Source organism: Sphingomonas sp. GW822-FHT03G08 (genome assembly GCF_058801135.1).
The window spans coordinates 117,855-139,875 of the sequence record NZ_JBXAMZ010000002.1; the positions used below are offsets into that span (position 1 = coordinate 117,855).

Here is a 22,021-nt window from a genome sequence, read left to right on the forward strand (position 1 = left end):
GGGCTGTAGGACAGCGGTTTGTTTTTGGTTTGTTCTTTTTAGAGTGGGCCAATTAATTTTTCTTCTGGGTCTCTGAAAGAACTCGCTTTACGAGCAAGTGCATCATAGTCGAAGGATTAGGTTCACCTGTATTCTGTGCGTCAGCGTAAGCTTTCGTGGCGTTATCTATGGCGTTTTGTGTGAGTGGGGTGAGCTTCGAAAGACAATCTCTGTCAGTTTTTGTGTAATTTGGTAAATATTTTTTAAGCTTTTCAGTCGCTGTGTCTGCTCTAGATTTTTTACCTTCGGAGACGAATGGAGCTCTGCAGTAGGTAAAGTGTAGTAGAAACCAGAATTCTATGCATGGGTCCGATGTGATTGCATAGAATTCTCTACTTTTATGCCTATCGTTGATCGAATGGGAGAGCTGCGTGGCTGCGTTGTATCGATTTATTGGGTGGTCATCGCGGTCTATGACACAATAACATAAGTCATATCCCGAATCGGATTTGAATTTCGCCTTCGCAAATTCTACGACGGTGAGCGGATCGGAGCCGCATTCTCGGCCCATAATATCGATGTGCACGTTCGCCGCGCGTAAGTCTTGGACAAAGAGGGATAGGTAAATTCCCTCCGTTTTTTGTCCCTCAGAAACAACCAGGATACGTAGCCTTGGCTGTCTGACTGGACCTCTGCGACGCAGCTCTCGGAGGGTCTTTCTGGGCAACTATTCCTCGCAAAATTCGTTGCGCAAGAGTGCTGGAGTAACGACGGGTATCCCGCCGTATCGCCCACCAAGGTAGCCTTTATCAAGAGCTTCCTCTCGGCGGGGTGAGAAATCGGATAGAGGGACTAGATCGGCTCCGCTGCTTGTATTTTCTATGACCCAAACCTGATCGCGCCGCATCTTACGGCGTGAAAGAACGCTGGTGTCATGGGAGGTGAAAATCAATTGAGCGCGGCGACAATTAATCCTATCGTCTGCAAATAGATCTATCAGAAATGAGACGATTAGTGGGTGGAGGCTGGTGTTTATTTCATCAATTAGAAGGCAGTAGCCGTGCTCTAGGGACGCAAAAAGAGGTCCGGCGAGGTTGAAAAGCGAAACTGTTCCTGTGGATTCCTTTGCTAGGGGAAATTCTACAGTGCTGCCATCGCTCTTCTTTTTAAGGAAGCTCGTCCTAAAATTTGACGTAAGTATTTCGTCACTATCTAGTTGCTTGGTAATCATTTCAATGAATTCAGGGGCGAACGTAGAGTTAATAAATTTGGGATCTACGGAATCCTTCTTGACGTTGATATCGTCAACATTGATGTCCATAGCCCGTAAGAAGGTTACAACCTTTTTACGGAAGCCCGGGTTTTCTAAGCATTTCTTTGCCGTGAATCTACCTGTTCCGTCAGATGAAATCTGTGCAGTTCTCAGGTAGTCGCTGAGCCATTCATGCGCGGGGTGCAAGTCTTCCGAATTCAGTTGGCAAGCCGTCGAAATGAAGAGAGCATTATCCCTAGTATTTTCCTGCCATACCGACCGGTGGCCAGAGAGGGCTTCGCCAAAACTGTAAATGTATTTAGAAGATTCTTCGTTCCATTGGCGAAGGTACATCTTGCGGAATCGAACCGAGCGGTCAGCAACCTGAAGCGATTCATGAGTGATGCGCTCGCGGTTATGAGCGAATTCAAACTCGTATACCACGCCGCGCATGGAGAATGTTACGCGATAGCGTGTGGGTTCTTGGTCCAGGCCTGGAACGAGAAGGTTTGGTTCGTAACTTATCTTTTCGCCTCTACGTGATTCGTTCGCAGATGTACGAACAAACGACGAAACGAAACTCATTGCGCGGACAAGGGTAGATTTCCCGCTCCCATTCTTCCCAAGAATGAGTGCGGATGTCAGCGCGCGAGTGTGGCCAGGATCGCCAATATCTACGATGCGTCCATCATCTTGTTCCCGCAACCTGCTAGCGAGCAAACTTATGGAACTGCTGGCCGCGAATGCGCCATCATTCTCTAGCTCAAATTCGAGCAGCATGATCAGGATTCCCCGGCTTTTTTGCGGTCATTCTGCAAATATAGTGCGGAATCAAGAAAAAAGCGTTATTCTTTGGAGGAGGGTATCATTTTTCGATCCGGCGTCGGTAGCTTGGCCTGGTGCATCGCATCGCACGCAATTGTCCGCGATTGGCTGATCGTGCGCTTTACTCCGCCGCCACAGCCTCCTTTGTCTTCCCCAGCAACGGCGCCAGATACTTCCCCGTGAAGCTCCGCGGTTCCTTCACCACCTCCTCCGGAGTGCCCTGGGCGACGATCTCGCCGCCCTTGACGCCGCCTTCGGGGCCGAGGTCGAGGAGGAAGTCGGCGGTCTTGATGACGTCGAGATTGTGCTCGATCACCACCACGGTGTTGCCCTGCTCGACCAGCGCGTGGAGCACTTCCAAGAGCTTGCGTACGTCCTCGAAATGCAGGCCCGTCGTGGGCTCGTCGAGGATGTAGAGCGTGTTGCCGGTGGCGCGGCGGGCGAGTTCCTTGGCGAGCTTGACGCGCTGTGCCTCGCCGCCCGACAGGGTGGTCGCCTGCTGGCCGACCTTGACATAGCCCAGGCCGACTTCGGCGAGCATCGCCATCTTGTCGCGGATCGGCGGGACCGCCTTGAAGAACTCGACCGCGTCCTCGACCGTCATGTCGAGCACATCGGCGATGCTCTTGCCCTTGAACTTCACTTCGAGGGTCTCGCGATTGTAGCGCGCGCCGTGGCAGACGTCGCAGGTGACATAGACGTCGGGCAGGAAGTGCATCTCGATCTTGAGCACGCCGTCGCCCTGGCACGCCTCGCAGCGGCCGCCCTTGACGTTGAAGCTGAAGCGGCCCGGCTTGTAGCCGCGCGCCTGCGCCTCGGGCAGGCCGGCGAACCAGTCGCGGATGCTGGTGAAGGCGCCGGTGTAGGTCGCAGGGTTCGAGCGCGGGGTGCGGCCGATCGGCGACTGATCGATGTCGATCACCTTGTCGAGGTGCTGGAGGCCGGTGATCTTGTCATGCTTGCCGGCGAGCAGGCGGGCGCCGTTGAGCTGGCGCGCGGCGGCGGCATAGAGCGTGTCGATCGTGAAGCTCGACTTGCCCGAGCCCGAGACGCCGGTGATGCAGGTGAAGGTGCCCAGCGGGATGCTCGCGGTGACGCCGCGCAGATTGTTGGCGGTGGCGTTCTCGACGGTGAGCTTCTTGCCGGTGCCCTTGCGGCGCTTCTTCGGGACTTCGATCTCGCGGGTGCCGTTGAGATAGTCGGCGGTGACGGAGCCCTTGGTGTTGAGGATCTCGTCGAGCGTGCCGCGCGCGACGATCTCGCCGCCATGGACGCCGGCGCCCGGGCCCATGTCGAGGATATAGTCGGCGCTGCGGATCGCATCCTCGTCATGCTCGACGACGATCACGGTGTTGCCGAGGTCGCGGAGGCGGCGCAGCGTGGCGAGCAGCATGTCGTTGTCGCGCTGGTGGAGGCCGATCGAGGGCTCGTCGAGGACGTAGAGCACGCCGGACAGGCCGCTGCCGATCTGGCTGGCGAGGCGGATGCGCTGGCTCTCGCCGCCGGACAGCGTGCCCGAGGTGCGGTTCAGGTTGAGATAGTCGAGCCCGACATTGTTGAGGAAGCCGAGCCGCTCGTCGATCTCCTTGAGGATCGCGCGGGCGATCTCGCGCTGCTGGTCGGTGAGCGTGGCGGGGAGCTTCTCGAACCAGGCGAGCGCGTCGACCACCGAGAGGCGGGTGGCGTGGCTGATGTCCTCGCCGGCGATCTTGACCGCCAGCGCCTCGGGCTTGAGGCGGGCGCCGTGGCAGACCTCGCAGGGGTGCGCGGCCTGGTACTTGGCCAGCTCCTCGCGCATGAACGCGCTCTCGGTCTGCAGCATGCGGCGGTTGAGGTTGCCGATCACGCCCTCGAACGGCTTCTTCACGTCGTACGACTTGCGGCCGTCGACGAAGGTGAGGGTGACCGGCTTGCCGCCGGTGCCGTGGAGGACGATCAGCTGGACCTCGCCGGGCAGATCGCGCCACGGCGTGTCGAGGCTGAAGCCGAACTCGCGGGCGAGGCTGCCGAGCACCTGCATGTAATAGGGCGAGGGCGGATTGGACTTGGCCCAGGGCACGACCGCGCCCTTCTTGATCGACAGGTCGTGATTGGGGACGACGAGATCCTCGTCGAACACCAGCTTCTCGCCCAGGCCGTCACAGGTGGGGCAGGCGCCCTGGGGGGCGTTGAACGAGAAGAGGCGGGGCTCGATCTCGGGGATGGTGAAGCCGGAGACCGGGCAGGCGAATTTCTCGGAGAAGACGATGCGGTTGTCCGGGATGCCGGTGCCCTTCATCGCGCCGCCGGTGACGTTGAACTCGGCCCGGGCCTCGGCCACGCGGGCGCCGGTGGCCTCGGCGACGGTCGCGTCGACCAGATCCACGTACGCCAGGCCCTCGGCGAGCTTGAGCGCGGTCTCGAAGGACTCGGCAAGGCGGGTGGCGATGTCGTCCCGCACCACCAGACGGTCGACCACCACTTCGATGTCGTGCTTGTACTTCTTGTCGAGGGCGGGGGCTTCCTCGATCAGATAGGTCTCGCCGTCGATGCGGACGCGCTGGAAGCCGGCGCGCTGCCACTCGGCAAGCTCCTTGCGATACTCGCCCTTGCGGCCGCGCACGACCGGGGCGAGGAGGAGCAGGCGGGTGCCCTCGGGCAGCGCGAGGACGCGGTCGACCATCTGCGACACGGTCTGCGCGCTGATCGGCAGGCCGGTGACCGGGGAATAGGGCACGCCGACGCGCGCCCAGAGCAGGCGCATGTAATCGTAGATCTCGGTGACCGTGGCGACCGTCGAGCGCGGATTGCGCGAGGTCGTCTTCTGCTCGATCGAGATGGCAGGGCTGAGGCCCTCGATATGCTCGACGTTCGGCTTCTGCATCAGCTCGAGGAACTGGCGGGCATAGGCCGAGAGCGACTCGACATAGCGGCGCTGGCCCTCGGCATAGATGGTGTCGAAGGCGAGGCTCGACTTGCCCGAGCCGGACAGGCCGGTGATCACCGTGAGCGTGTCGCGCGGGATATCGACGTCCACGCCCTTGAGATTGTGCTCGCGCGCGCCGCGGACGGAAATGGTGGTAAGTGCCATGCCGAGGGTTCTAGCTTTGTTCTGTTGGGGTTTCTAGTGGGGAGATAGGAACGCCCGGCACAAAGCGCCAGTTGCCGGTGTTGCTTGGGATGGCGGGGTGCATCGCGCGTTCTCCGCTTCCTTTCGCAAAGCTGCACGTACATTTCACCCGCCGTTCAGCGCCCGGGGTGGAAATTTGCGCGGACATGCAGGAGGGATGGGCGATGCGGTTCGAGAGGATGTTCCGGCTGGGTATGCTGGCGGGCGTGGCGTTGGCCATGCCCGGCCTGGCGATGGCGACGGTGCCGGTTGCGAAGGCGGCGGCACAGGCCGGCCCTCAGTCCGGACCCCAGTCCGCCGAGGACTATCAGTGGATCGACCGCGCCGATGCGCTGTGGGACGCGATCGGCGACTCGCCGCCCGACTTCGCCTTTCCCTTCGAAGGCGCCGAGCCCTGGGCATGGCAGACGACCGACGGCTATACGATCATCGTCGAGGATGCGGGCGAGGGCGGCATCCGCAGCTATTATTTCGCGCCGGGCGCGCGCGGGCCGTTCCTGGCGGTCGAGCCGGGGATGAGCTTCGCCTATGAGAGCGGGCGGCTGGCGATGGTCTATGACGCCGATGGCGAGGCGGCGCCGCGCGGCGAGTTCGGCGATTATGACGATGCCGCGGGCGACCTGTACGACCGCGCGCTGCGGCTGCGCGACGCGATGTCGGGGCGCGACTATCGCCCGGTCGATGCCGATGTCTGGATCGATACCAGCCCGCTGATCTTCAGCTTCATCCAGAGCTGGGACATCGGCCGCAGCCGCTATCCCGGCTGGGCGCGCTACCATGCGCGCAGCGACGCGGCGGCGTGGCGCCGGCGCTTCGACGCCGAGCAGCGCCGCCGGCGCGACCAGGCGCTGCGCTTCCGCCACTGGCGCGACGGCGGCTTCCAGGGCCCGCCCCCGGGCCGCTTCCACCGGCCGGACGGGCCGGGCCGGCCGGGGGCGGGAAGACCGAACCAGCCGGGATCGGGCTGGTCGCGTCCGCCGGGCGGCGGGCGGCCGGGCCGGCCGGGCTGGGGCGGGCGCCCCGGCACCACGCCCGACGCACCGGGTGGCGGCACCCGCCCGCCGGTGACGCGCCCCGACAATTTCCGGCCCGACGGCACGCCGGGCTGGCGGCGCGGCCGGCCCAGCCTGCCGGCGCCGAGCGATGTCGCGCCGGATACGCCGCCGGCACCCGATGCCACGCGCCCGCCGCGCCCGCTGCCCGATGGCAGCGGCACGGGCTGGCGGCGGCCTTCGCAGCCGGGCGCGGGCAATCCGACTTGGTCGCGGCCGTCGCGCCCCGAGGGCGGCTGGCAGCGGCCCAATCCGCCGGTGGTGACGCCCATGCCGGCACCGGGCGGGCCCTCTACCGGCGACGCCACGCCGTCCCGGCCGGGCTGGAACCGACCCTCGCGGCCCGAAGGCGGCTGGCAGCGGCCGAACCCGCCGGTGGTGACGCCGGCACCGGCACCGGCGACGCCCTCGACCGGGGATGCCGCGCCGTCCCGGCCGAACTGGAACCGGCCTGCCCCGCCCGAAGGGGGCTGGAGCCGGCCCGATCGCCCCGAAGGCGGCTGGCAGCGGCCTTCGGCACCGAGTGCGACGCCTGCTCCCGCGCCGGCGGCGCCTCCGGCAGCGGACAATGCGCCGAGCCGGCCCAGCTGGTCGCGGCCCTCGCGCCCGGAAGGATGGCAGCGTCCGGCCACGCCGAGCGCGGCGCCGCGCCCGAGCTACAGCCCGCCGCCCCAGGCCGCTCCGGCGCCGCGCCCGAGCTATACCCCGCCGCCGCGCACCGCCTCGCCGCCGCCCCGGTCCGCGCCGCCGCGGCCGGCCAAGCTGCCCGACAAGAACCTGAGCGTCGACTAGAAGGGCAGCAGCGCTTCGTAGAGGCTGAGCGGCGCGATGCCGGGGAGATCGGCGCCGCGCCGCAGCAGGAAGGCGTGGCGGACGATCTCGGCCTGCTGCTCGATGCCGTAGCGCCCGAAGGGGCGGCCGGGCTCGAGGATATAGTCATAGCGGCAGAAGGGATGGCGCTGGAGCGGCAGGAACAGGCCCGACTGGTGCTGCCAGACATGGGCGAGTTCGTGGATGAACAGCCCCTGCAGCCCGAGCGGGGCATGCGCGAAATCCTCGCGGTAGAGCCCTGAGGCCGGGTTGAAATGGATCGTGCCGAGCGGCGCCATGGTGGTGTGCCGCGGCTGGAAGAACGCCCATTTGCGGTTCGCTACCGCCGCCCGGGCGGGATCGAGCGCGTCGCCGAACACGCTGCGGGCGAGCTCGGCTTCGCCTTGGGTGAGGGGGCGGGATCGGGCCATCCGCCCTAGATGGCGGGTGGCCGGCGGCTTGTCACCAGCTTGGCGCAGGCGTGTCGGGCCGGCAGCGGACCAGGGTGCCGCGCGGGAGGGCGCCGCGCTCAAGGCCGATGATCCGCAGGGCATGGGCGGATTTCTGCAGGGTGACGCGGGCGCAACGGCCGCGCGGGCGGACGTGCTCCGCTTCGCCAAAGGCGGCGGCATAGTCGGCTTCGTCGACGGTGAAGCTCCTGGAATAGTCGCGGAGCGTGATCTCGTAGCGGCCGGACTTGCCGCGGAAGTACACCGCCTCCGCGATCGCGAGATCTGCCTGTTTCTGGCGCAGCGGACCGTGGCCGAACTCGGCGCGTTCCTGGAGCCGTTCGAGGACGAGAATCGTGCAGGCCGTCGCCCCCAGGCCGGTCAACAGCGAGAGGAAGAAGGCTGCCACCAGGGTCTTCCAGCTCCGCGGCCTGATACCGAGCAGCACGAGCAAGCTGAGCAGCCAGCACAGCAGTCCGAGCGCGGCGGGGCCGAGGATGTTGACCTGCGGATCGGAGGCAAGGGTATCGCTGGTGGCGGTGCCCCGGAGCAGGATCGCGCCGAGGCCGAAGAAGCACAGGAGCGAAAAGGCGATCAGGTTCAGCCGGGTGTTACGCTTCCGGCGGCGCACCTCGTCTTGCAATGTCGTCACCTGGCCCATCCTGGGGGCAGGCTAGCGTGCGGGTCCGGGCTTGTCATCGATCGCCCCGCGCGCCAGATAGCGCACTCGCAGTCCAACGGAGTACCCATCATGCGCCAGGAAATGACCATCGTTCGCCCGATCGTCTCGTCCTGTCTGCAGGTGCCCCATGTCCTTCGTAACCCTGGATTCGCTTTCCGCCGCAACGCCTGAGGGCAGCCGGCTCTTCGACAATCTGACGCTGGCGCTGGGGCGGGAACGCACCGGGCTGGTCGGGCGCAACGGCAGCGGCAAGTCGACCTTGCTGCGCATCGTCGCGGGCGAGATTGCGCCGGCAGGCGGCGGCGTGGTGCGTGCCGGCAGCGTCGGGGTACTGCGCCAGTCCTGGCCGGGCGACTGGCGGATCGACGAAGTGCTGGGCGTGCGCGGCGGGCTGGCACGGCTGGGCCGGGTGCTGGCGGGCGAGGGCAGCGAGGCGGATCTCGCCGAGGCGGACTGGACGCTGGAAGAGCGTGTCGAGGCGGCGCTGGCCGGCGCGGGGCTGGGCGCGATGGCGCTCGACCGGCGGGTGGCGACGCTGTCCGGCGGCGAGCGGACGCGGGTGGGGATCGCGCGGCTGCGGCTCGATGCGCCCGACCTTCTGCTGCTCGACGAGCCGACCAACAATCTCGATGCCGAGGGGCGGGCGGCGGTGATGGCGCTGGTCGAGGGCTGGCGCGGCGGGGTGCTGGTGGCGAGCCACGACCGCGCGCTGCTCGAGGCGATGGACCGGATCGTCGAGTTGACGCCGCTGGGCGCGCGGGTGTTCGGCGGCGGCTGGTCGGGCTTTGCCGAAGCACGGGAGGCCGAGCGCGGCCGGGCGGCGGCGGAGCTGGAGCGCGCGGGCGACGCGCTGCGCGGGGCCGAGGCGGGGGCGCAGCAGGCGCGCGAGCGGCAGGCGCGGCGGGATCGCGCGGGCCGGGCCTATGCCGCCAGCGGATCGGCCCCGAAGATCCTGCTGGGGCGGCAGAAGGAGCGGGCGGAGAATTCGGCCGGGCGCGGCGCCGGGGTGGGCGAGCGGCTCGTCGGCGAGGCCGGGGAAAGGCTGGCGGCGGCGCGGGCCGGGGTCGAGGTGGTGACGCCGCTGGTGATCGCGCTGCCGGCGACCGGGCTGCCGGCGAACCGGCGGTTGCTGGCGTTCGAGGATGTCGTGCTGGCGCGCGGCGCGCGGCGGTTCGGGCCGTGGCGCTTCGAGATCATCGGGCCCGAGCGGGTGGCGGTGACCGGGCCCAATGGCGCGGGCAAGACCAGCCTGCTCCGGATCGCGGCTGGCGTGCTGGCGCCGACGGGCGGCACGGTGGTGCGCGCCGAGGGGCGGGTGGCGATGCTCGACCAGCATGTCGCGCTGCTGGAGGATGGCGCGAGCGTGCTCGACAATTTCCGGCGGCTGCATCCCGACGCCACCGAGCGCGAGGCCCATGCGGCCTGCGCGCGCTTCGCGTTCCGCAACCGGGATGCGCTGAAGCCGGCCGGGGAACTCAGCGGCGGCGAGCGGCTGCGCGCGGGGCTGGCCTGTGTGCTGGGCGGCGAGGTGGTGCCGCAATTGCTGCTGCTCGACGAGCCGACCAACCATCTCGACATGGAATCGGTGGAGATATTGGAGGCGGCGCTGGCGGGCTATGACGGGGCGCTGCTGGTGGTGAGCCATGACCGCGCGTTCCTGGAAGCGATCGGCGTCGAGCGGGAGATCGCGGTGGCGCGGTGAACCGCTCTCCATTCGGGACATGTGACGCTTCTGTTACGACTATTCGATTGCCGGAGGGCAGGGCATGCCCCATAGCGCCCCATGACGACTCCCTCGGGTAACGGCGCCGCGCTGACGCGGATTCAGGAAAACTGGCTGGCACGGCACGAGCGCCGGTTGCTGATCTGGCTCTGCTCGAAGATGCCGCCCTCGGTCACCCCCGACCGGCTGACCGCCCTGGGCATGGTCGGCGCCTTCCTGGTGTTCCTGGGCTATGTCGCGAGCAACCTCTCCTCGCTGTGGCTGCTGCTGTCGCTGGCCGGCTATGCGGTGCAGTGGTTCGGGGACTCGATGGACGGCAGCCTGGCGCGGTTCCGCAAGATCGAGCGGCCCTCCTATGGCTATTTCATCGACCATAGCTGCGACGGGCTGGCCAATCTGATGATCGTGGCGGGCATCGGCCTGTCGCCCTTCGTGACGATGGACATCGCGATGATCGCGCTGGCGGGGTACCTGCTGATGTCGGTGCACGCCTTCCTGTCGGCGCGGGTGACCGGCGAGCTGCGGCTGTCCTATGTCGCCGCCGGGCCGACCGAGCTCCGGCTGATGCTGATCGCGATGACCGTGGCGATGCTGATCGTCGGGCCCGGCCGCGACCATATCGGCCCGGTGCCGGCGTTCGACACCTTCGTCGGCGCGATCGCGGCGATCCTGATCACGCTGTTCGTGGTGCAGACCGCGATCATCGGGCGCCGGCTGGCGGTGCTGGAGAAGCGGTGAGGGCTGCGTGAGGGTGGCGAGGCCATCCCACAACCTGTCACCCTGAACTTGTTTCAGGGTCCAACGTCCCAACGGCGATATGGCTCGTGGAGAGTTGGATGCTGAAACAAGTTCGGCATGACGAGGATGGCAGGCCGATACGTGTCAGCTCAAGGGCGGCTCGCCGAGGTCTTCGTGGACCATGTCGATCTCGCGGACGCCGCGGTTGCGCCGCGCGGTGTTGACCAGCTCGCGCAGCTTCTCGCGGCGAGCGCGGGCCTGGGCCACGTCGCGGATCACCAGCGGCGCGTCGCGCGTGGTCTCGTCGGACGAGGCGATGGTGATCGTGCCGATGTCGGCCAGCTGGTTGATGATCGAGAAGTCGATGCGGACGTCCTTGACCCGGTAGAGCTCGATCTCGTCGATCGACTTCTGCACGATGCCCTTGTGCAGGATCAGCCGGTCCTCGGTGACCTCATAGGCGATGCCCAGATTCTCGAACCATTTGAGGATCAGCACGACGATCGCGACGGCGAGCAGCAGCGGCGCGACCCAAGCGGCGCCGACCAGGGTGCCCTGCGCCAGGAAATAGAAAGTGCCGATCAGCCCGAGCAGGAACAGGAAGCAGGTGCCCCAGCCGGCGACGGTGCCGATCAGCCAGCCGAGCGTGGAGGAGCGGAAACGATCCAGGACTTGCGGCATGTAGACGGGCCTCCCTGCGGGTTGGGCAGGGAGGATAGCGCGGATCGCCGCCGCGGCAACTCACGTCGTATATTTGTCGCAGGTCGAGCGGGTGGCGGCGGGCGCAGGGTTGTAGAGCTGGGCGAAGTCGCGGCGGTCGCGCACGATGAACGAGGCGACGTAGTGGAGGCGGGCCGGGCCCATGAAGGTGGAGCCGAACAGCCGCTGATAATCATAGTTCACTTCGACGAAGATCAGCCCCGAGCCGCTGGGCGCGGTGACGACGGCGCCGGGATCGCCCATGCCGGTGACGGTGGTGCCGGCATTGGCCTTGGTCGCATCGGTGCCCGCCGCGGCGCTGGTCGTGCCGTAGCTCGAATCATAGTTGGTGCCGCTCTTCTTGCCGAAGCAGCGCTGCCAGTGGATGCGCATCACCGGGGCGGTGTCGTAGCTCTGCTGGATATATTCGAGGCTCGACAGGATCACCCGGCCATTGTTGCCGATGTCGAGCGAGTCGCCCTGCAGGCGCGCGGCCTGGAGCGCGTTGTTGAGATCGAGCTCGCGCAGCTGGACGACCGAGCTGGTGCTGCTCATCAGCCCCATGCGCGAGCCATTGTCGGCGAGGTTCGAGGCGAGCTGGCTGACGCGCAGATTGGCGATGGCGAGGTTCGCGGTCTCGACGCCGTAGCAGCCGAGCACGAGCACCACCGGCAGCGCCAGCGCGAATTCGAGCATCGCCACGCCCCGGGTGGCGGGCGCGAGCCGGCGGAGCAGCGCGGGAAGGGGGAGGCGGAGTTTCATGTGCAGATCGTCGCGGGCGAGGGGATGTTCTGGGTGGCGTAGGGCTGGTTCATCAGCGTGGTGGTGGCGCTGAGCGTCGCGCTGCCCGACCAGCCGAGCAGCTTCACCACCGGGAACAGCCGGTTATAGGTGATCTGGGCGGTGAATACGGTCACGTCGTTGGCGCCGCCCTGGCCGGTGCGGCCGGCATCGGCGTCCCATTGGCCGTTGCCGTTGACATCGGTGTAGCACTCGCCGGTCTCGCGCGTGCCGTTGCCGTTGGTATCGACGAACGGCTCGGGCGCGATCGCGCTGAAGTTGGTATAGCTTTTCCGGGTCGGATAGCCGGTGGCATAGGCCGCGCTGGGGGCCGCCGACTTGATCTGCGAGAGCACGCGCGCATCGATCGTGGCGGCGGTGGCGCCCTGGATGCCGCTGTCGCGCCCGGCCTTCTGCACCGCGCCGGTGACCACCGACTGGACATAGGCCTGATAGCCTAGCTCGCACATGCCCATCATCAGCACGAGCATGACCGGCAGCACGAAGGCGAACTCGACCACCGTCACGCCGCGGACATCGCGGGCGAGCCGCGGCAGGAGCCGGTGGATACGCGTCACTGCGACACGCGGAGCATCGCCACCTGCTTGGCGATGGCAGCGAAGGCAGTGGACAGGCCGGTGCCCGAGGTGGTGGCGAGCGCCTGGCTGGTGGTGGTGGCGCAGGACTTCATCTCGGTGGTCGCCGAGGAATCGATCGTGACGGTCCACACCTGGATGTTGCGCGCCTTGGCCGCACTGCATTCCGCCAGGAAGCGGGCGTTGTGATAGGCCTTGAGATTGGTGAAATCGCCACCGCTGACCCGGCGATCATAATATTCATTGCCGTACATGCCGTAGACGCCGGTGTTCGGCGACATGTCGCCATCGGTGAGGAACACGATCACCCGGTTGGGCGCCTGGCGGCCGGGCCAGGCGGCGGTGTCCGCCTTGAACAGGCCGGTCGGCGAGAGCAGGCGCGTGCCCCAGATCATGCCGGTATCGTGATAGGTGCCGCCGATCGGGCGGAAATCGGTGGCGTTGACGTAGTTCGACACATCGGTGCGCGACATGGTGTCGAGCCGCGCGACCGGCTTGCCGCACGAGACATAGCCCGCCTGGTAATAGGGAGTGCTGCCGATATTCGGGTTGCTCGAATTGTCACCGGTCGAAGTCGAACTGCCGGTGCTGCTGTAGTTGTTGCGGGCGTAGAACAGCTCCGGCCACATCGGCTTCCACTGGGTGTCGATGTTCGAATTGGGCGCCAGGTCGGGATCGAGATCCGGCGGCAGTGACGCCTGATTGAAGCTCATCGTGCCGGCGGTGGTGTTGCGTTCCTCGATGCATCCGGTCCAGCGACTGGTGGCGCCGGTGGTCTTGCTGGGATCGGTGACGGTCGTGCCGGAAACGAAGCTGCGCACGTCGAAATCGAGCTGCTGATAGCGCCAGGTCGGCGTGCCGTAATAGGTGCCGGTCTGGTAGCGCGATTCATAGTTCCACTGGGTGTTCGCGCTGCCGGTGCCGCCGACCATATAGGCGGGTGACAGCGCGGTGATCGCCTTGCCGGCGTTCACCGTCGAAGTGTAGGTGACGAAGCCGTAGCGGATATGGGTGGACGGGTCCGCCGCCGAGGCCATGGTGTCGTAGAAGCTGAGCACCGCCGACCGCAGCGCCGCGATGCGCGAGCCGCTCTTCTCGGGGACGTAATAGGCGGTACTGCCCGGATAGCCGGCGACGCTGTCATTGCCGCTGGCGGCGCCGTCGGCCGGGCGGCTGTAGCTGGTCGTGCCCGCCGCGCCGACATAGGCGTTGCAGGTGGTGTCGTCGTCCTGCGGCAGGCAGGCCATCGAGCCGGTGGTGTCGAGCACGAAGATCACGTCGGTATCGGCGATGTCGTAGCTCGCCTCGCAGGTGACGGTGATGGTCTGGCTGGTCATGCCGAAGATCGACATGATCGTCATCGGCACGGTCGACTGGGCGGTGCCCGCGACCTGGGCGTTCGAGGTCTTGGTTGGCGTGAAGGTGGCGGTGGCGGTCTTGAACCAGCCGGTGCGGAAATTGTTGGCGAAGAAGGTCTGCGCCTGGGCCGATGCGGTCGAATCGAGCGTGGTGTTGCTGAGCGAGGTGTCGGTCATGAACTTGCGCCCGGCGAGCACGCCGGCGTCGCAGGCCTGCTGGAGGCGGGTCTTGACGACATAGAGGCGGGCGGTGTCGATCGCGACGCCGCAGAAGCCGGCCAGCGGGATCAGCATCGCCGCCATCATCGCCAGCGTGTTGCCGCGACGGTCGCGCGCGAGGCGCGTCATGAACCGCGATGCCTGCCGATCTTCCATCACGCGACCACTCCGACCCGCAACCCGACGCGGGTCACCCAGTCTTCTGGGCCTTGCCACCATAATGGGGGAGAAGTGGTTTACGGAGGGTTACGGAGAAACACGCATCCGTGCAACTACAGTAGCTTAACCTGTCCTGCCGTTCATAAATCGGGCCGGATGGCTGTACCGACATTCAACGCATCCAGTTCCCCGGCGAGGGCCGGGAACTGCCGAGCCAGGGTGTGCGCCGCACGTGGATAGGGTTCAGCTTCCCGGCGCGGGATCGCCTGCGCCGACCACCTGGGCGTCGATCTGCAGCGTCTTGCCGCTGGCGAAGGACAGCTGGAGCGGCACCTTCTGGCCCGGCTTCACCGCCGGGCCGATCGAGAAGAGCATGACGTGACGGCCGCCTGGGGCGAATTCCAGCTTCCCGCCGGCGGGGACGGCGACGTCCTTGAGCGGTTCCATGGCCATCATGCCGTGGTCGCCCTTCATGCTCTCGTGCAGCTCGGCCTTCAAAGCGGCGCGCGAGGAGACGGCGAGGAGAGTGTCGGCGGTGGCGCCGCCCCGCACGGTGAAATAGGCGGCACCCGGCTGGCCGGCGACGGCGGGCAGGCGAACCCAGCCATTGCTCGCGGAAAGCTCACCCTTGGGCGCGCAAGCGGAAAGTGCCACCATCGTAACGATCGCTGAAAACCGCCGCATCCGCCATACTCCCATTTCGGGAAAGCCCTTAGAAAGCCCTGCTTCTTGCGGCAAGCGTGCGCGCACCTATATCCGGCAACGTGATCGGTTCTCCGCGCTGCCTCCCAGCAGGGGCGTTGGGGGCCAAGTGTTTGAATTTTACTGGGGGCCAACGAGGGACCATGGCTAAAGTTATCGGTATTGACCTGGGGACGACCAACAGCTGCGTCGCAGTGATGGAGGGCGGCAAGCCCAAGGTAATCGAGAATGTGGAAGGCGCGCGTACCACGCCTTCGATCGTCGCCTTCGCCAAGGATGGCGAGCGCCTGATCGGTCAGCCGGCCAAGCGCCAGGCAGTGACCAATCCGGACAACACGGTTTTCGCGGTGAAGCGCCTGATCGGCCGCCGCTTCGACGACCCGGTGACCAAGAAGGACACCGAGCTGGTGCCCTACACCATCGTGCGCGGCTCCAACGGAGACGCCTGGGTGCAGGCCGGCGGCGAGGACTACAGCCCGTCGCAGATCAGCGCTTTCATCCTGCAGAAGATGAAGGAAACCGCCGAGGCCTATCTCGGCGAGAACGTCACCCAGGCGGTGATCACGGTTCCGGCATATTTCAACGACGCGCAGCGCCAGGCGACCAAGGACGCCGGCAAGATCGCGGGCTTGGAAGTGCTGCGCATCATCAACGAGCCGACGGCGGCCGCGCTCGCCTATGGCCTCGAGAAGAACGACGGCAAGACGATCGCGGTCTATGACCTTGGTGGCGGCACGTTCGACATCTCGGTGCTCGAGATCGGCGACGGCGTGTTCGAAGTGAAGGCGACCAACGGCGACACCTTCCTGGGCGGCGAGGACTTCGACGCCAAGCTGGTGCAGTTCCTGGCCGACGACTTCAAGAAGGCCGAGGGCATCGACCTGACCAAGGACAAGCTGGCTCTCCAGCGTCTGAAGGAAGCGGCCGAGAAGGCGAAGATCGAGCTTTCGAGCGCGCAGACCACCGAAGTGAACCTGCCCTTCATCACCGCCGACGCCAACGGGCCGAAGCACCTGGTGAAGACGATCAACCGCGCCGAGCTGGAGCGCCTCGTCGAGGACCTGATCCAGCGCACGCTCGAGCCGTGCCGCAAGGCGCTGGCCGATGCCGGCGTGAAGAGCGCGGCGATCGACGAAGTGGTGCTGGTCGGCGGCATGACCCGCATGCCGAAGGTCCGCCAGATCGTGAAGGAGTTCTTCGGCAAGGAGCCGCACACCGGCGTGAACCCGGACGAAGTCGTCGCCATCGGCGCGGCGATCCAGGCCGGCGTCCTCCAGGGCGACGTCAAGGACGTGCTGCTGCTCGACGTGACGCCGCTGTCGCTGGGCATCGAGACGCTGGGTGGCGTGTTCACCCGCATGATCGACCGCAACACGACGATCCCGACCAAGAAGAGCCAGGTCTATTCGACCGCTGACGATGGTCAGCAGGCCGTGACGATCCGCGTCTTCCAGGGCGAGCGCGAAATGGCGGCGGACAACAAGCTGCTCGGCCAGTTCGACCTGGTCGGCATCCCGCCGGCGCCGCGCGGCGTGCCGCAGATCGAAGTGACCTTCGACATCGACGCCAACGGCCTGGTCAATGTGTCGGCCAAGGACAAGGGGACCGGCAAGGAGCAGCAGATCCGCATCCAGGCCTCGGGCGGTCTTTCGGACAGCGACATCGAGCAGATGGTCCGCGACGCCGAGAGCTTCGCCGAAGAGGACAAGAAGCGCCGTGCCGCGGCCGAGGCGAAGAACAACGCCGAGAGCCTGGTCCACACGACGGAGCGCCAGCTCGCCGAGAATGGCGACAAGGTCGATGGCGGGCTGAAGGCCGAGATCGAGGCCGCGCTGGCCGAGACCAAGGCAGCGATCGAAGGCGGTGACGCCGACGACATGCAGGCCAAGAGCCAGAACCTCGCCCAGGTGGCGATGAAGCTCGGCCAGGCGATCTACGAGAAGCAGCAGCAGGCCGAGGCTTCGCCCCAGGCCGGTGCTACTGCCGGGAACGAAGCAGGCGGCGAGGAAGTCGTCGATGCGGAGTTCTCCGAGGTGGACGACAACAAGGCGTAACTACATGTCTTTCCCCGGCATTCCCGACAGTGCGTCGGGAGTGCCGGGTGAAGGCGGGGGCCAGTGCTTTAAATGACCACCGAAGTCGATTTCTACGAGCTGCTCGAAGTCGAGCGCACCGCGGATGAGGCCACGCTCAAGTCCGCCTATCGCAAGCTCGCGATCAAGTATCATCCGGACAAGAACGCCGGCTGCAAGGACAGCGAAGGCAAGTTCAAGGCGATCAACGAAGCCTATGACTGCCTGAAGGATCCCCAGAAGCGCGCGGCCTATGATCGCTTCGGCCATGCTGCCTTCAAGAACGGCATGGGCGGCGGTGGCGGCGGCGGGCCGCAGGATTTCGGCGCGTTCAGCGACATCTTCGAAAGCGTGTTCGGCGAGTTCATGGGCGGCGGACGCGGCGGCCCGCGCCAGCAGCGCCGCGGCGCCGACCTGCGCTACGACATGGAGATCACGCTCGAGGACGCGTTCCACGGGACGACCACCGAGATCACCGTCGATGTCTCCGGCCATTGCGAGACCTGCGACGGCACCGGCGCCAAGCCGGGCACCAAGGCGACTCAGTGCAAATATTGCGGCGGGCACGGCAAGGTGCGCGCGCAGCAGGGCTTCTTCATGGTCGAGCGCGCCTGCCAGCATTGCCACGGCGCCGGCGAGATCATCGACGAGCCGTGCCGCGACTGCCGCGGAGAGGGGCGGGCGGACAAGACCAAGACGCTCAAGATCAATGTGCCCCCCGGCGTGGACGAAGGCACGCGGATCCGCCTGCAGGGCGAAGGCGAGGCAGGGGCGCGCGGCGCGCCGGCTGGCGACCTCTACATCTTCCTGCATGTGAAGAAGCATGGGCTGTTCGACCGCGAGGGCACCAACCTGTTCGCGCATGCGCCGATCAGCTTCACCACCGCGGCGCTGGGCGGCGAGATCGTCATCCCCGGCCTAGACGGCGAGAAGCATGTCGTGAAGATCGCCGCGGGCACGCAGAGCGGCCGCGAAGTGCGCCAGCGCGGTGCCGGCATGCCGGTGCTGCAGGGGCGCGGGCGCGGCGACCTGGTCGTCGAGCTCGTCGTCGAGATGCCGAGCAAGCTGACTGCCAGGCAGCGCGAACTGCTCGAGGAATTCCGCTCGACCGAGACCGGCGACGAATGCCCGCAGGCGACCGGCTTCTTCGCCAAGCTCAAGGCGGCGCTGGGCTGAAGCCCGGTTCCAGTCGCTGGAAGATCAGCCCCCTTCGCCCCGCGCGGAGGGGGCTTTTTCCTGGGCGCCTATCGCGCGGCGTTCATCCGGCGGGTGATGTCGGTCCAGTCGGTCATGAACAGCGCGGCGAGCAGGCGCGGTACCGGTCCGTCGGGCGGGGAGGTGCCGTCCCACAGCGCACCCCGGCGGTGGTTGTCGTAGATCACCATGCCGGACACATACTGGATCTCGCTGCCCGGGCGGGCGGGATCGTAGAAATTCGGGTTCCAGTCGGCCTGGGGCTGGCCCTTGTAATCGCAGCAGGTCGAGACGAGCGGATCGCGGCCATTGGTGGCGACATGGAAGAAGGGCTCCCCCTTCGCCTCGCCGGTGAGGGCGCCATTGTAGCGGCCGCGGCGCACCGGGATTTCGTTGAGCCATTGCTGGCCATGGTTGATCCGCACCCGCAGCTCGGGTGCCTCGTCCGGGGTGAAGTAGCGCCCGGCGACGTTGGTGGTGCGCGGATCGGCCAGCCGGATCCGCGGCGCGAAGATGCTGAGCGTGGCGGAGAGCCTGCCGAACCGGTCGCGTCCGATCGAGATGCGCGGCCTGACCGCATAGCCGTGCGGATCGCGGAGCGACGGCTGGGCCAGCAGCGCATCCAGCGCGACGCGTGCCTTGCGCTCGAACAGCGCGCGCTCGGCGGCGGAGATGGGACGGCCGTCCGTGCTCAACAGGGCCGGCAGCACCTGGCCCGGCGCGCGTTCGTCGGCGGTTTCGCCCAGCATGGTGCCCGGCGGGGATTGGCGCCAGAAATTGACATAGCGATGGAAGCGGAATTCCGCGCCGTCGGCCCAGCGGCCGGTGCGGGCAGCATCGTCCTGGGCATCGGCGGGCGGCGCGGCCAGTGCCAGGACCAGGCCGGCGATGCCGGGCACGAACTTGGCGATCATCGAGCGTTCTCCCCAGCAGGATCGCGCAGTCCAGGCAGCGAAAGCCCGCCGCGGCAAGCGGCGCGCGACCAAGGCGGATGCCGGCAGGGCGAGCGCCGCCACGACACGGATCGTACCAATGCGCGAAGATGCTGCCGGGGCGTGAGGGCATATCTCGTTACGTTAACGTAAGCTGCAAACCCAGTTCAGCATCGCCTCAGCGCGACTCGCATAGAACCATCTCATCCCCGGTGCTCAGGCACCGGCCAGAAGAGGAGTTGAGATTATGCGCAAGACGCTTCTGGGCCTTACGGCCATGGCCGTTGCCCTTCCCGCCCTGTCCACCCCGGCTGCCGCGCAGCGTTATGGTGGCTATGACGGCTATCGCGATCACGGCCGCTACGAGCGCAGCTACGACAATCGCGGCTATGACCGGGGCTATAACGACCGCGGCTATTACAACGGCCCGAGCTGGCGTGGCCGCGACGGCCGCAACTATTGCCGCCGTTCGGATGGTACCACCGGCCTGCTGATCGGCGGTGTCGCCGGCGCCCTGGTCGGCCGCAGCATCGACCGCTACGGCGATCGTGCCCCGGGTACGCTGCTCGGCGCGCTGGGCGGTGCCCTGCTCGGCCAGGCGATCGACAAGGATAACAGCGGCGGCCGTCGCTGCCGCTAAAGTCCCGAAGGACTTCAAGCAGGAGGCAGGGGCCCGGTGGAAACGCCGGGCCCCTTCTCTTTGTGGACAAGGCTCAGGCGGCGCGGGCGGCCTTGAGCGCATTGCCCCACCAGGCGATCTCGTCGAAGACCGTGGTGCGCGCGGCGGCGAGATGGGGATAGTCGTCGAGCGTCTTGCCCTGCTGGAGGATGCCGAGGAACGGCTCCATCCCGATATTCACCTCGGCCTTGATCGGCGCCATGTGCAGCTCGACCGCGACGCCGCGCAGCTGCTCGATCGCGCGGGCGCCGCCGACGCCGCCATAGCCGACGAACGCCACCGGCTTGCGGCGCCATTCGAAGGTCGCCGAATCGAGCGCGTTCTTGAGGACCGCGGTCGGGCCGTGGTTGTATTCGGCGGCGGTGATGATGAACCCGTCATATTTGCCGATCTTCTGGCGCCATTCCTCTGCCAGCGGATTGGAATAGACGCCCTGCGTCCAGGCCGGGGCGACCGGCTCCTCGAACAGCGGCAGCTTCTGGTCGCGCAGGTCGAGGATATCGAGGTGGAAGTCGCTACGCTCGGCGGCGCCGGCGGCGATCCACTGGGCGGGAACGTCCGCGAAGCGCTGGGGGCGGGTGCTGCCAATGATGAGTGCGAGATTGAGCATGGAAATTGAGACCCTTTCCGGTTACGAATCGTAACCTAGGATCAAATGATGCGGTGGTCGCATCGCCACAAGGAGGCACATTTCTGGAACCCAGGCACATCCATGTAAGCGAGGGGCACGCAGGCGGCGGGCATGAGAGCTGCATCCCGGTCCGCGCGATGCTCGCCAAGATCGGCGACAAATGGAGCATCCTGACGATCATGATGCTGAGCGACGGGACCAAGAGGTTCAGCGAGCTGCAGCGCGGGATCGACGGGGTATCGCAGCGGATGCTGACGCTCACCCTGCGCGGGCTGGAACGCGACGGGCTGGTGACGCGCGAAGTGTTCCCGACGATCCCGCCGCGCGTGGAATATACGCTGACTCCGCTCGGGCGCTCGCTGCAGGTGCCGGTGATCGCGCTGGGGCAATGGGTGACCGCGAATTTGCCCGAGCTGGAAGCGGCGCGGCGGCGGTTCGACGCGGCGGGCGAGGGGGAATAAATCCTCTCCTCCCCCAGCAAATAGGGGAAGGATCCGGGAAGGCTACCGTCCGTCGTCGCTCCAGTGCGGCGGGTCGCTGAGCAGCTTGATGAGGCCGTAGCCGGCGCCGAGCTTGTGGAGATCGGTATTGGTATCGCCTGCACGGGGTGTGCCGATCTCGCGGGTCTTGCCGGCCTTGTCCCTGATCTTGAGCGTGCCGGTCCAGCCGATCGTCATGTCGATCGCGCGGCCCTCGATATGGCGTGAGGTGAGCGAGGGCTCGAAGGCGATCTGGAACAGCTTGACCATCTGCTGCGCGGCGGCTTTCGACCTGGCGAGCTCGCCATGGTCCCATTGGATGGCGAGTCCGGGCAAGGCGGGGACCTTGTTCGGCGCGACCGAACCGTTCGCCACGCGCCAGCTATAGTGCATCAGGTGCGCGCGCGTCGCGTTGCGGCGGGTGGAGGAGATGGTGACGGTGGCGCCGGCGTCCTTCAGCGCCTTGAGGAAGGCGGCGACGTTGTCGCGGAAGGGCTGGACGAGGTCGGCGACCGCGGCGCTGTTCGGATATCTGGCCTGGTTGGCATTCCACCAGTCCGCGCCCGAGAGCGGTGGGCGGGCGCCCTGGCCGGCGGCGAGCGCGAGCCAGGTCTTGCCGCCGGGGGAGATCAGCCCGTCGGGCGCCGGCATGGCGAGAGCCTTGCCCTGATAGCCGATGATCGCCGCGATGGTGAGCGTGCCGCATTCGCCGGTGGTCGGCAGCAGCTTCTGGCCGGTGAAGCCCAGCCAGTCGTTGAGCAGGTGCTGGACGACGAGGACGTCGGCCAGGTCGTTGACGCCGTTCTTCCCCACCGATGCGCCGATTGGCATGCCCTGATCCTTCTTCTCAGTCTTCGCGCGAAAGAAGGGCCGGACGCATCCAGACGCGTTCGTCATGCTGA

20 protein-coding genes are annotated in these 22,021 nt (G+C 66.4%); 7 read left to right on the forward strand and 13 right to left on the reverse strand.

Features of this window, described 5'->3' with window-relative positions; genetic code table 11:
• Positions 1 to 52: 52 nt before the first annotated feature.
• From AC1RJ5_RS17990 to uvrA, 3 genes are all read right to left on the reverse strand, one after another.
• A complete protein-coding gene (locus AC1RJ5_RS17990; protein WP_493114865.1) occupies positions 53 to 706 on the reverse strand; it encodes an RloB family protein in 654 nt (217 codons plus the stop codon).
• Positions 707 to 2,011, reverse strand: a complete 1,305-nt coding sequence (locus tag AC1RJ5_RS17995; protein WP_493114867.1) for an AAA family ATPase — start codon at positions 2,009 to 2,011, stop codon at positions 707 to 709.
• A gap of 166 nt (positions 2,012 to 2,177) precedes the next feature.
• Positions 2,178 to 5,126, reverse strand: a complete 2,949-nt coding sequence (uvrA, locus tag AC1RJ5_RS18000; protein ID WP_493114869.1) for an excinuclease ABC subunit UvrA — start codon at positions 5,124 to 5,126, stop codon at positions 2,178 to 2,180.
• A gap of 203 nt (positions 5,127 to 5,329) precedes the next feature.
• On the opposite strand from uvrA, the gene AC1RJ5_RS18005 reads away from it, so the two are divergent.
• Positions 5,330 to 7,009 (forward strand): hypothetical protein, encoded by a 1,680-nt coding sequence (locus AC1RJ5_RS18005; RefSeq protein ID WP_493114871.1) that lies wholly within the window; start codon positions 5,330 to 5,332, stop codon positions 7,007 to 7,009.
• Here the strand turns inward: AC1RJ5_RS18005 and AC1RJ5_RS18010 are convergent.
• Positions 7,006 to 7,458 carry a vgr related protein gene (locus tag AC1RJ5_RS18010; RefSeq protein WP_269572761.1) on the reverse strand — a complete coding sequence of 151 codons (453 nt, stop codon included), beginning with the start codon at positions 7,456 to 7,458 and terminating at the stop codon, positions 7,006 to 7,008. The two genes, AC1RJ5_RS18005 and AC1RJ5_RS18010, sit on opposite strands and share 4 nt — an antisense overlap.
• A gap of 31 nt (positions 7,459 to 7,489) precedes the next feature.
• Positions 7,490 to 8,137 (reverse strand): hypothetical protein, encoded by a 648-nt coding sequence (locus AC1RJ5_RS18015; protein WP_493114873.1) that lies wholly within the window; start codon positions 8,135 to 8,137, stop codon positions 7,490 to 7,492.
• A 148-nt stretch (positions 8,138 to 8,285) separates the two neighbouring features.
• Between AC1RJ5_RS18015 and AC1RJ5_RS18020 the strand changes: the two genes are divergently transcribed.
• Together AC1RJ5_RS18020 and AC1RJ5_RS18025 are read left to right on the forward strand one after the other, a co-directional pair.
• Positions 8,286 to 9,860, forward strand: a complete 1,575-nt coding sequence (locus AC1RJ5_RS18020; protein WP_493114875.1) for an ABC-F family ATP-binding cassette domain-containing protein — start codon at positions 8,286 to 8,288, stop codon at positions 9,858 to 9,860.
• A gap of 81 nt (positions 9,861 to 9,941) precedes the next feature.
• On the forward strand, positions 9,942 to 10,619 hold the full coding sequence (locus tag AC1RJ5_RS18025) for a CDP-alcohol phosphatidyltransferase family protein (protein WP_269572758.1): 678 nt from the start codon (positions 9,942 to 9,944) through the stop codon (positions 10,617 to 10,619).
• A 144-nt stretch (positions 10,620 to 10,763) separates the two neighbouring features.
• Here AC1RJ5_RS18025 and AC1RJ5_RS18030 read toward each other — a convergent pair whose 3' ends face one another.
• The 5 genes from AC1RJ5_RS18030 to AC1RJ5_RS18050 form a co-directional block, all read right to left on the reverse strand.
• Complete coding sequence (locus tag AC1RJ5_RS18030; RefSeq protein ID WP_493114877.1) at positions 10,764 to 11,300, reverse strand: PH domain-containing protein; 537 nt, start codon at positions 11,298 to 11,300, stop codon at positions 10,764 to 10,766.
• Positions 11,301 to 11,360: 60 nt separating this feature from the next.
• Entirely contained in the window at positions 11,361 to 12,080 is a 720-nt protein-coding gene (locus tag AC1RJ5_RS18035) for a TadE/TadG family type IV pilus assembly protein (protein ID WP_269572756.1), read from the reverse strand.
• Positions 12,077 to 12,676: a TadE/TadG family type IV pilus assembly protein gene (locus AC1RJ5_RS18040; RefSeq protein ID WP_493114879.1), complete on the reverse strand. Its 600-nt coding sequence runs from the start codon at positions 12,674 to 12,676 to the stop codon at positions 12,077 to 12,079. The genes AC1RJ5_RS18035 and AC1RJ5_RS18040 overlap by 4 nt, the downstream gene beginning before the upstream one ends.
• Positions 12,673 to 14,400: a TadE/TadG family type IV pilus assembly protein gene (locus AC1RJ5_RS18045; protein WP_493114881.1), complete on the reverse strand. Its 1,728-nt coding sequence runs from the start codon at positions 14,398 to 14,400 to the stop codon at positions 12,673 to 12,675. The genes AC1RJ5_RS18040 and AC1RJ5_RS18045 overlap by 4 nt, the downstream gene beginning before the upstream one ends.
• Before the next feature lie 273 nt (positions 14,401 to 14,673).
• A complete protein-coding gene (locus AC1RJ5_RS18050) occupies positions 14,674 to 15,087 on the reverse strand; it encodes a copper chaperone PCu(A)C (RefSeq protein WP_493115811.1) in 414 nt (137 codons plus the stop codon).
• Positions 15,088 to 15,275: 188 nt separating this feature from the next.
• Between AC1RJ5_RS18050 and dnaK the strand changes: the two genes are divergently transcribed.
• Together dnaK and dnaJ are read left to right on the forward strand one after the other, a co-directional pair.
• The gene (gene dnaK, locus AC1RJ5_RS18055; protein WP_493114883.1) at positions 15,276 to 17,186 is read left to right on the forward strand and encodes a molecular chaperone DnaK; all 1,911 of its coding nucleotides are present in this window, start codon (positions 15,276 to 15,278) and stop codon (positions 17,184 to 17,186) included.
• Positions 17,187 to 17,258: 72 nt separating this feature from the next.
• On the forward strand, positions 17,259 to 18,380 hold the full coding sequence (dnaJ, locus tag AC1RJ5_RS18060) for a molecular chaperone DnaJ (RefSeq protein WP_269572751.1): 1,122 nt from the start codon (positions 17,259 to 17,261) through the stop codon (positions 18,378 to 18,380).
• Between the two features lie 68 nt (positions 18,381 to 18,448).
• Here the strand turns inward: dnaJ and AC1RJ5_RS18065 are convergent, their stop codons facing one another.
• The gene (locus AC1RJ5_RS18065) at positions 18,449 to 19,312 is read right to left on the reverse strand and encodes a hypothetical protein (protein WP_493114885.1); all 864 of its coding nucleotides are present in this window, start codon (positions 19,310 to 19,312) and stop codon (positions 18,449 to 18,451) included.
• A gap of 265 nt (positions 19,313 to 19,577) precedes the next feature.
• Here AC1RJ5_RS18065 and AC1RJ5_RS18070 point away from each other — a divergent pair, with 265 nt between their 5' ends.
• Positions 19,578 to 19,970 carry a glycine zipper 2TM domain-containing protein gene (locus AC1RJ5_RS18070; RefSeq protein ID WP_269572749.1) on the forward strand — a complete coding sequence of 131 codons (393 nt, stop codon included), beginning with the start codon at positions 19,578 to 19,580 and terminating at the stop codon, positions 19,968 to 19,970.
• Between the two features lie 73 nt (positions 19,971 to 20,043).
• On the opposite strand, the gene AC1RJ5_RS18075 is transcribed toward AC1RJ5_RS18070, so the two are convergent.
• A complete protein-coding gene (locus AC1RJ5_RS18075; RefSeq protein WP_269572748.1) occupies positions 20,044 to 20,619 on the reverse strand; it encodes an NADPH-dependent FMN reductase in 576 nt (191 codons plus the stop codon).
• Positions 20,620 to 20,777: 158 nt separating this feature from the next.
• On the opposite strand from AC1RJ5_RS18075, the gene AC1RJ5_RS18080 reads away from it, so the two are divergent.
• Positions 20,778 to 21,101 carry a winged helix-turn-helix transcriptional regulator gene (locus tag AC1RJ5_RS18080; RefSeq protein WP_269572747.1) on the forward strand — a complete coding sequence of 108 codons (324 nt, stop codon included), beginning with the start codon at positions 20,778 to 20,780 and terminating at the stop codon, positions 21,099 to 21,101.
• 42 nt (positions 21,102 to 21,143) lie between these two features.
• On the opposite strand, the gene AC1RJ5_RS18085 is transcribed toward AC1RJ5_RS18080, so the two are convergent.
• A complete protein-coding gene (locus AC1RJ5_RS18085) occupies positions 21,144 to 21,950 on the reverse strand; it encodes a hypothetical protein (protein ID WP_493114888.1) in 807 nt (268 codons plus the stop codon).
• Positions 21,951 to 22,021 lie beyond the last annotated feature (71 nt).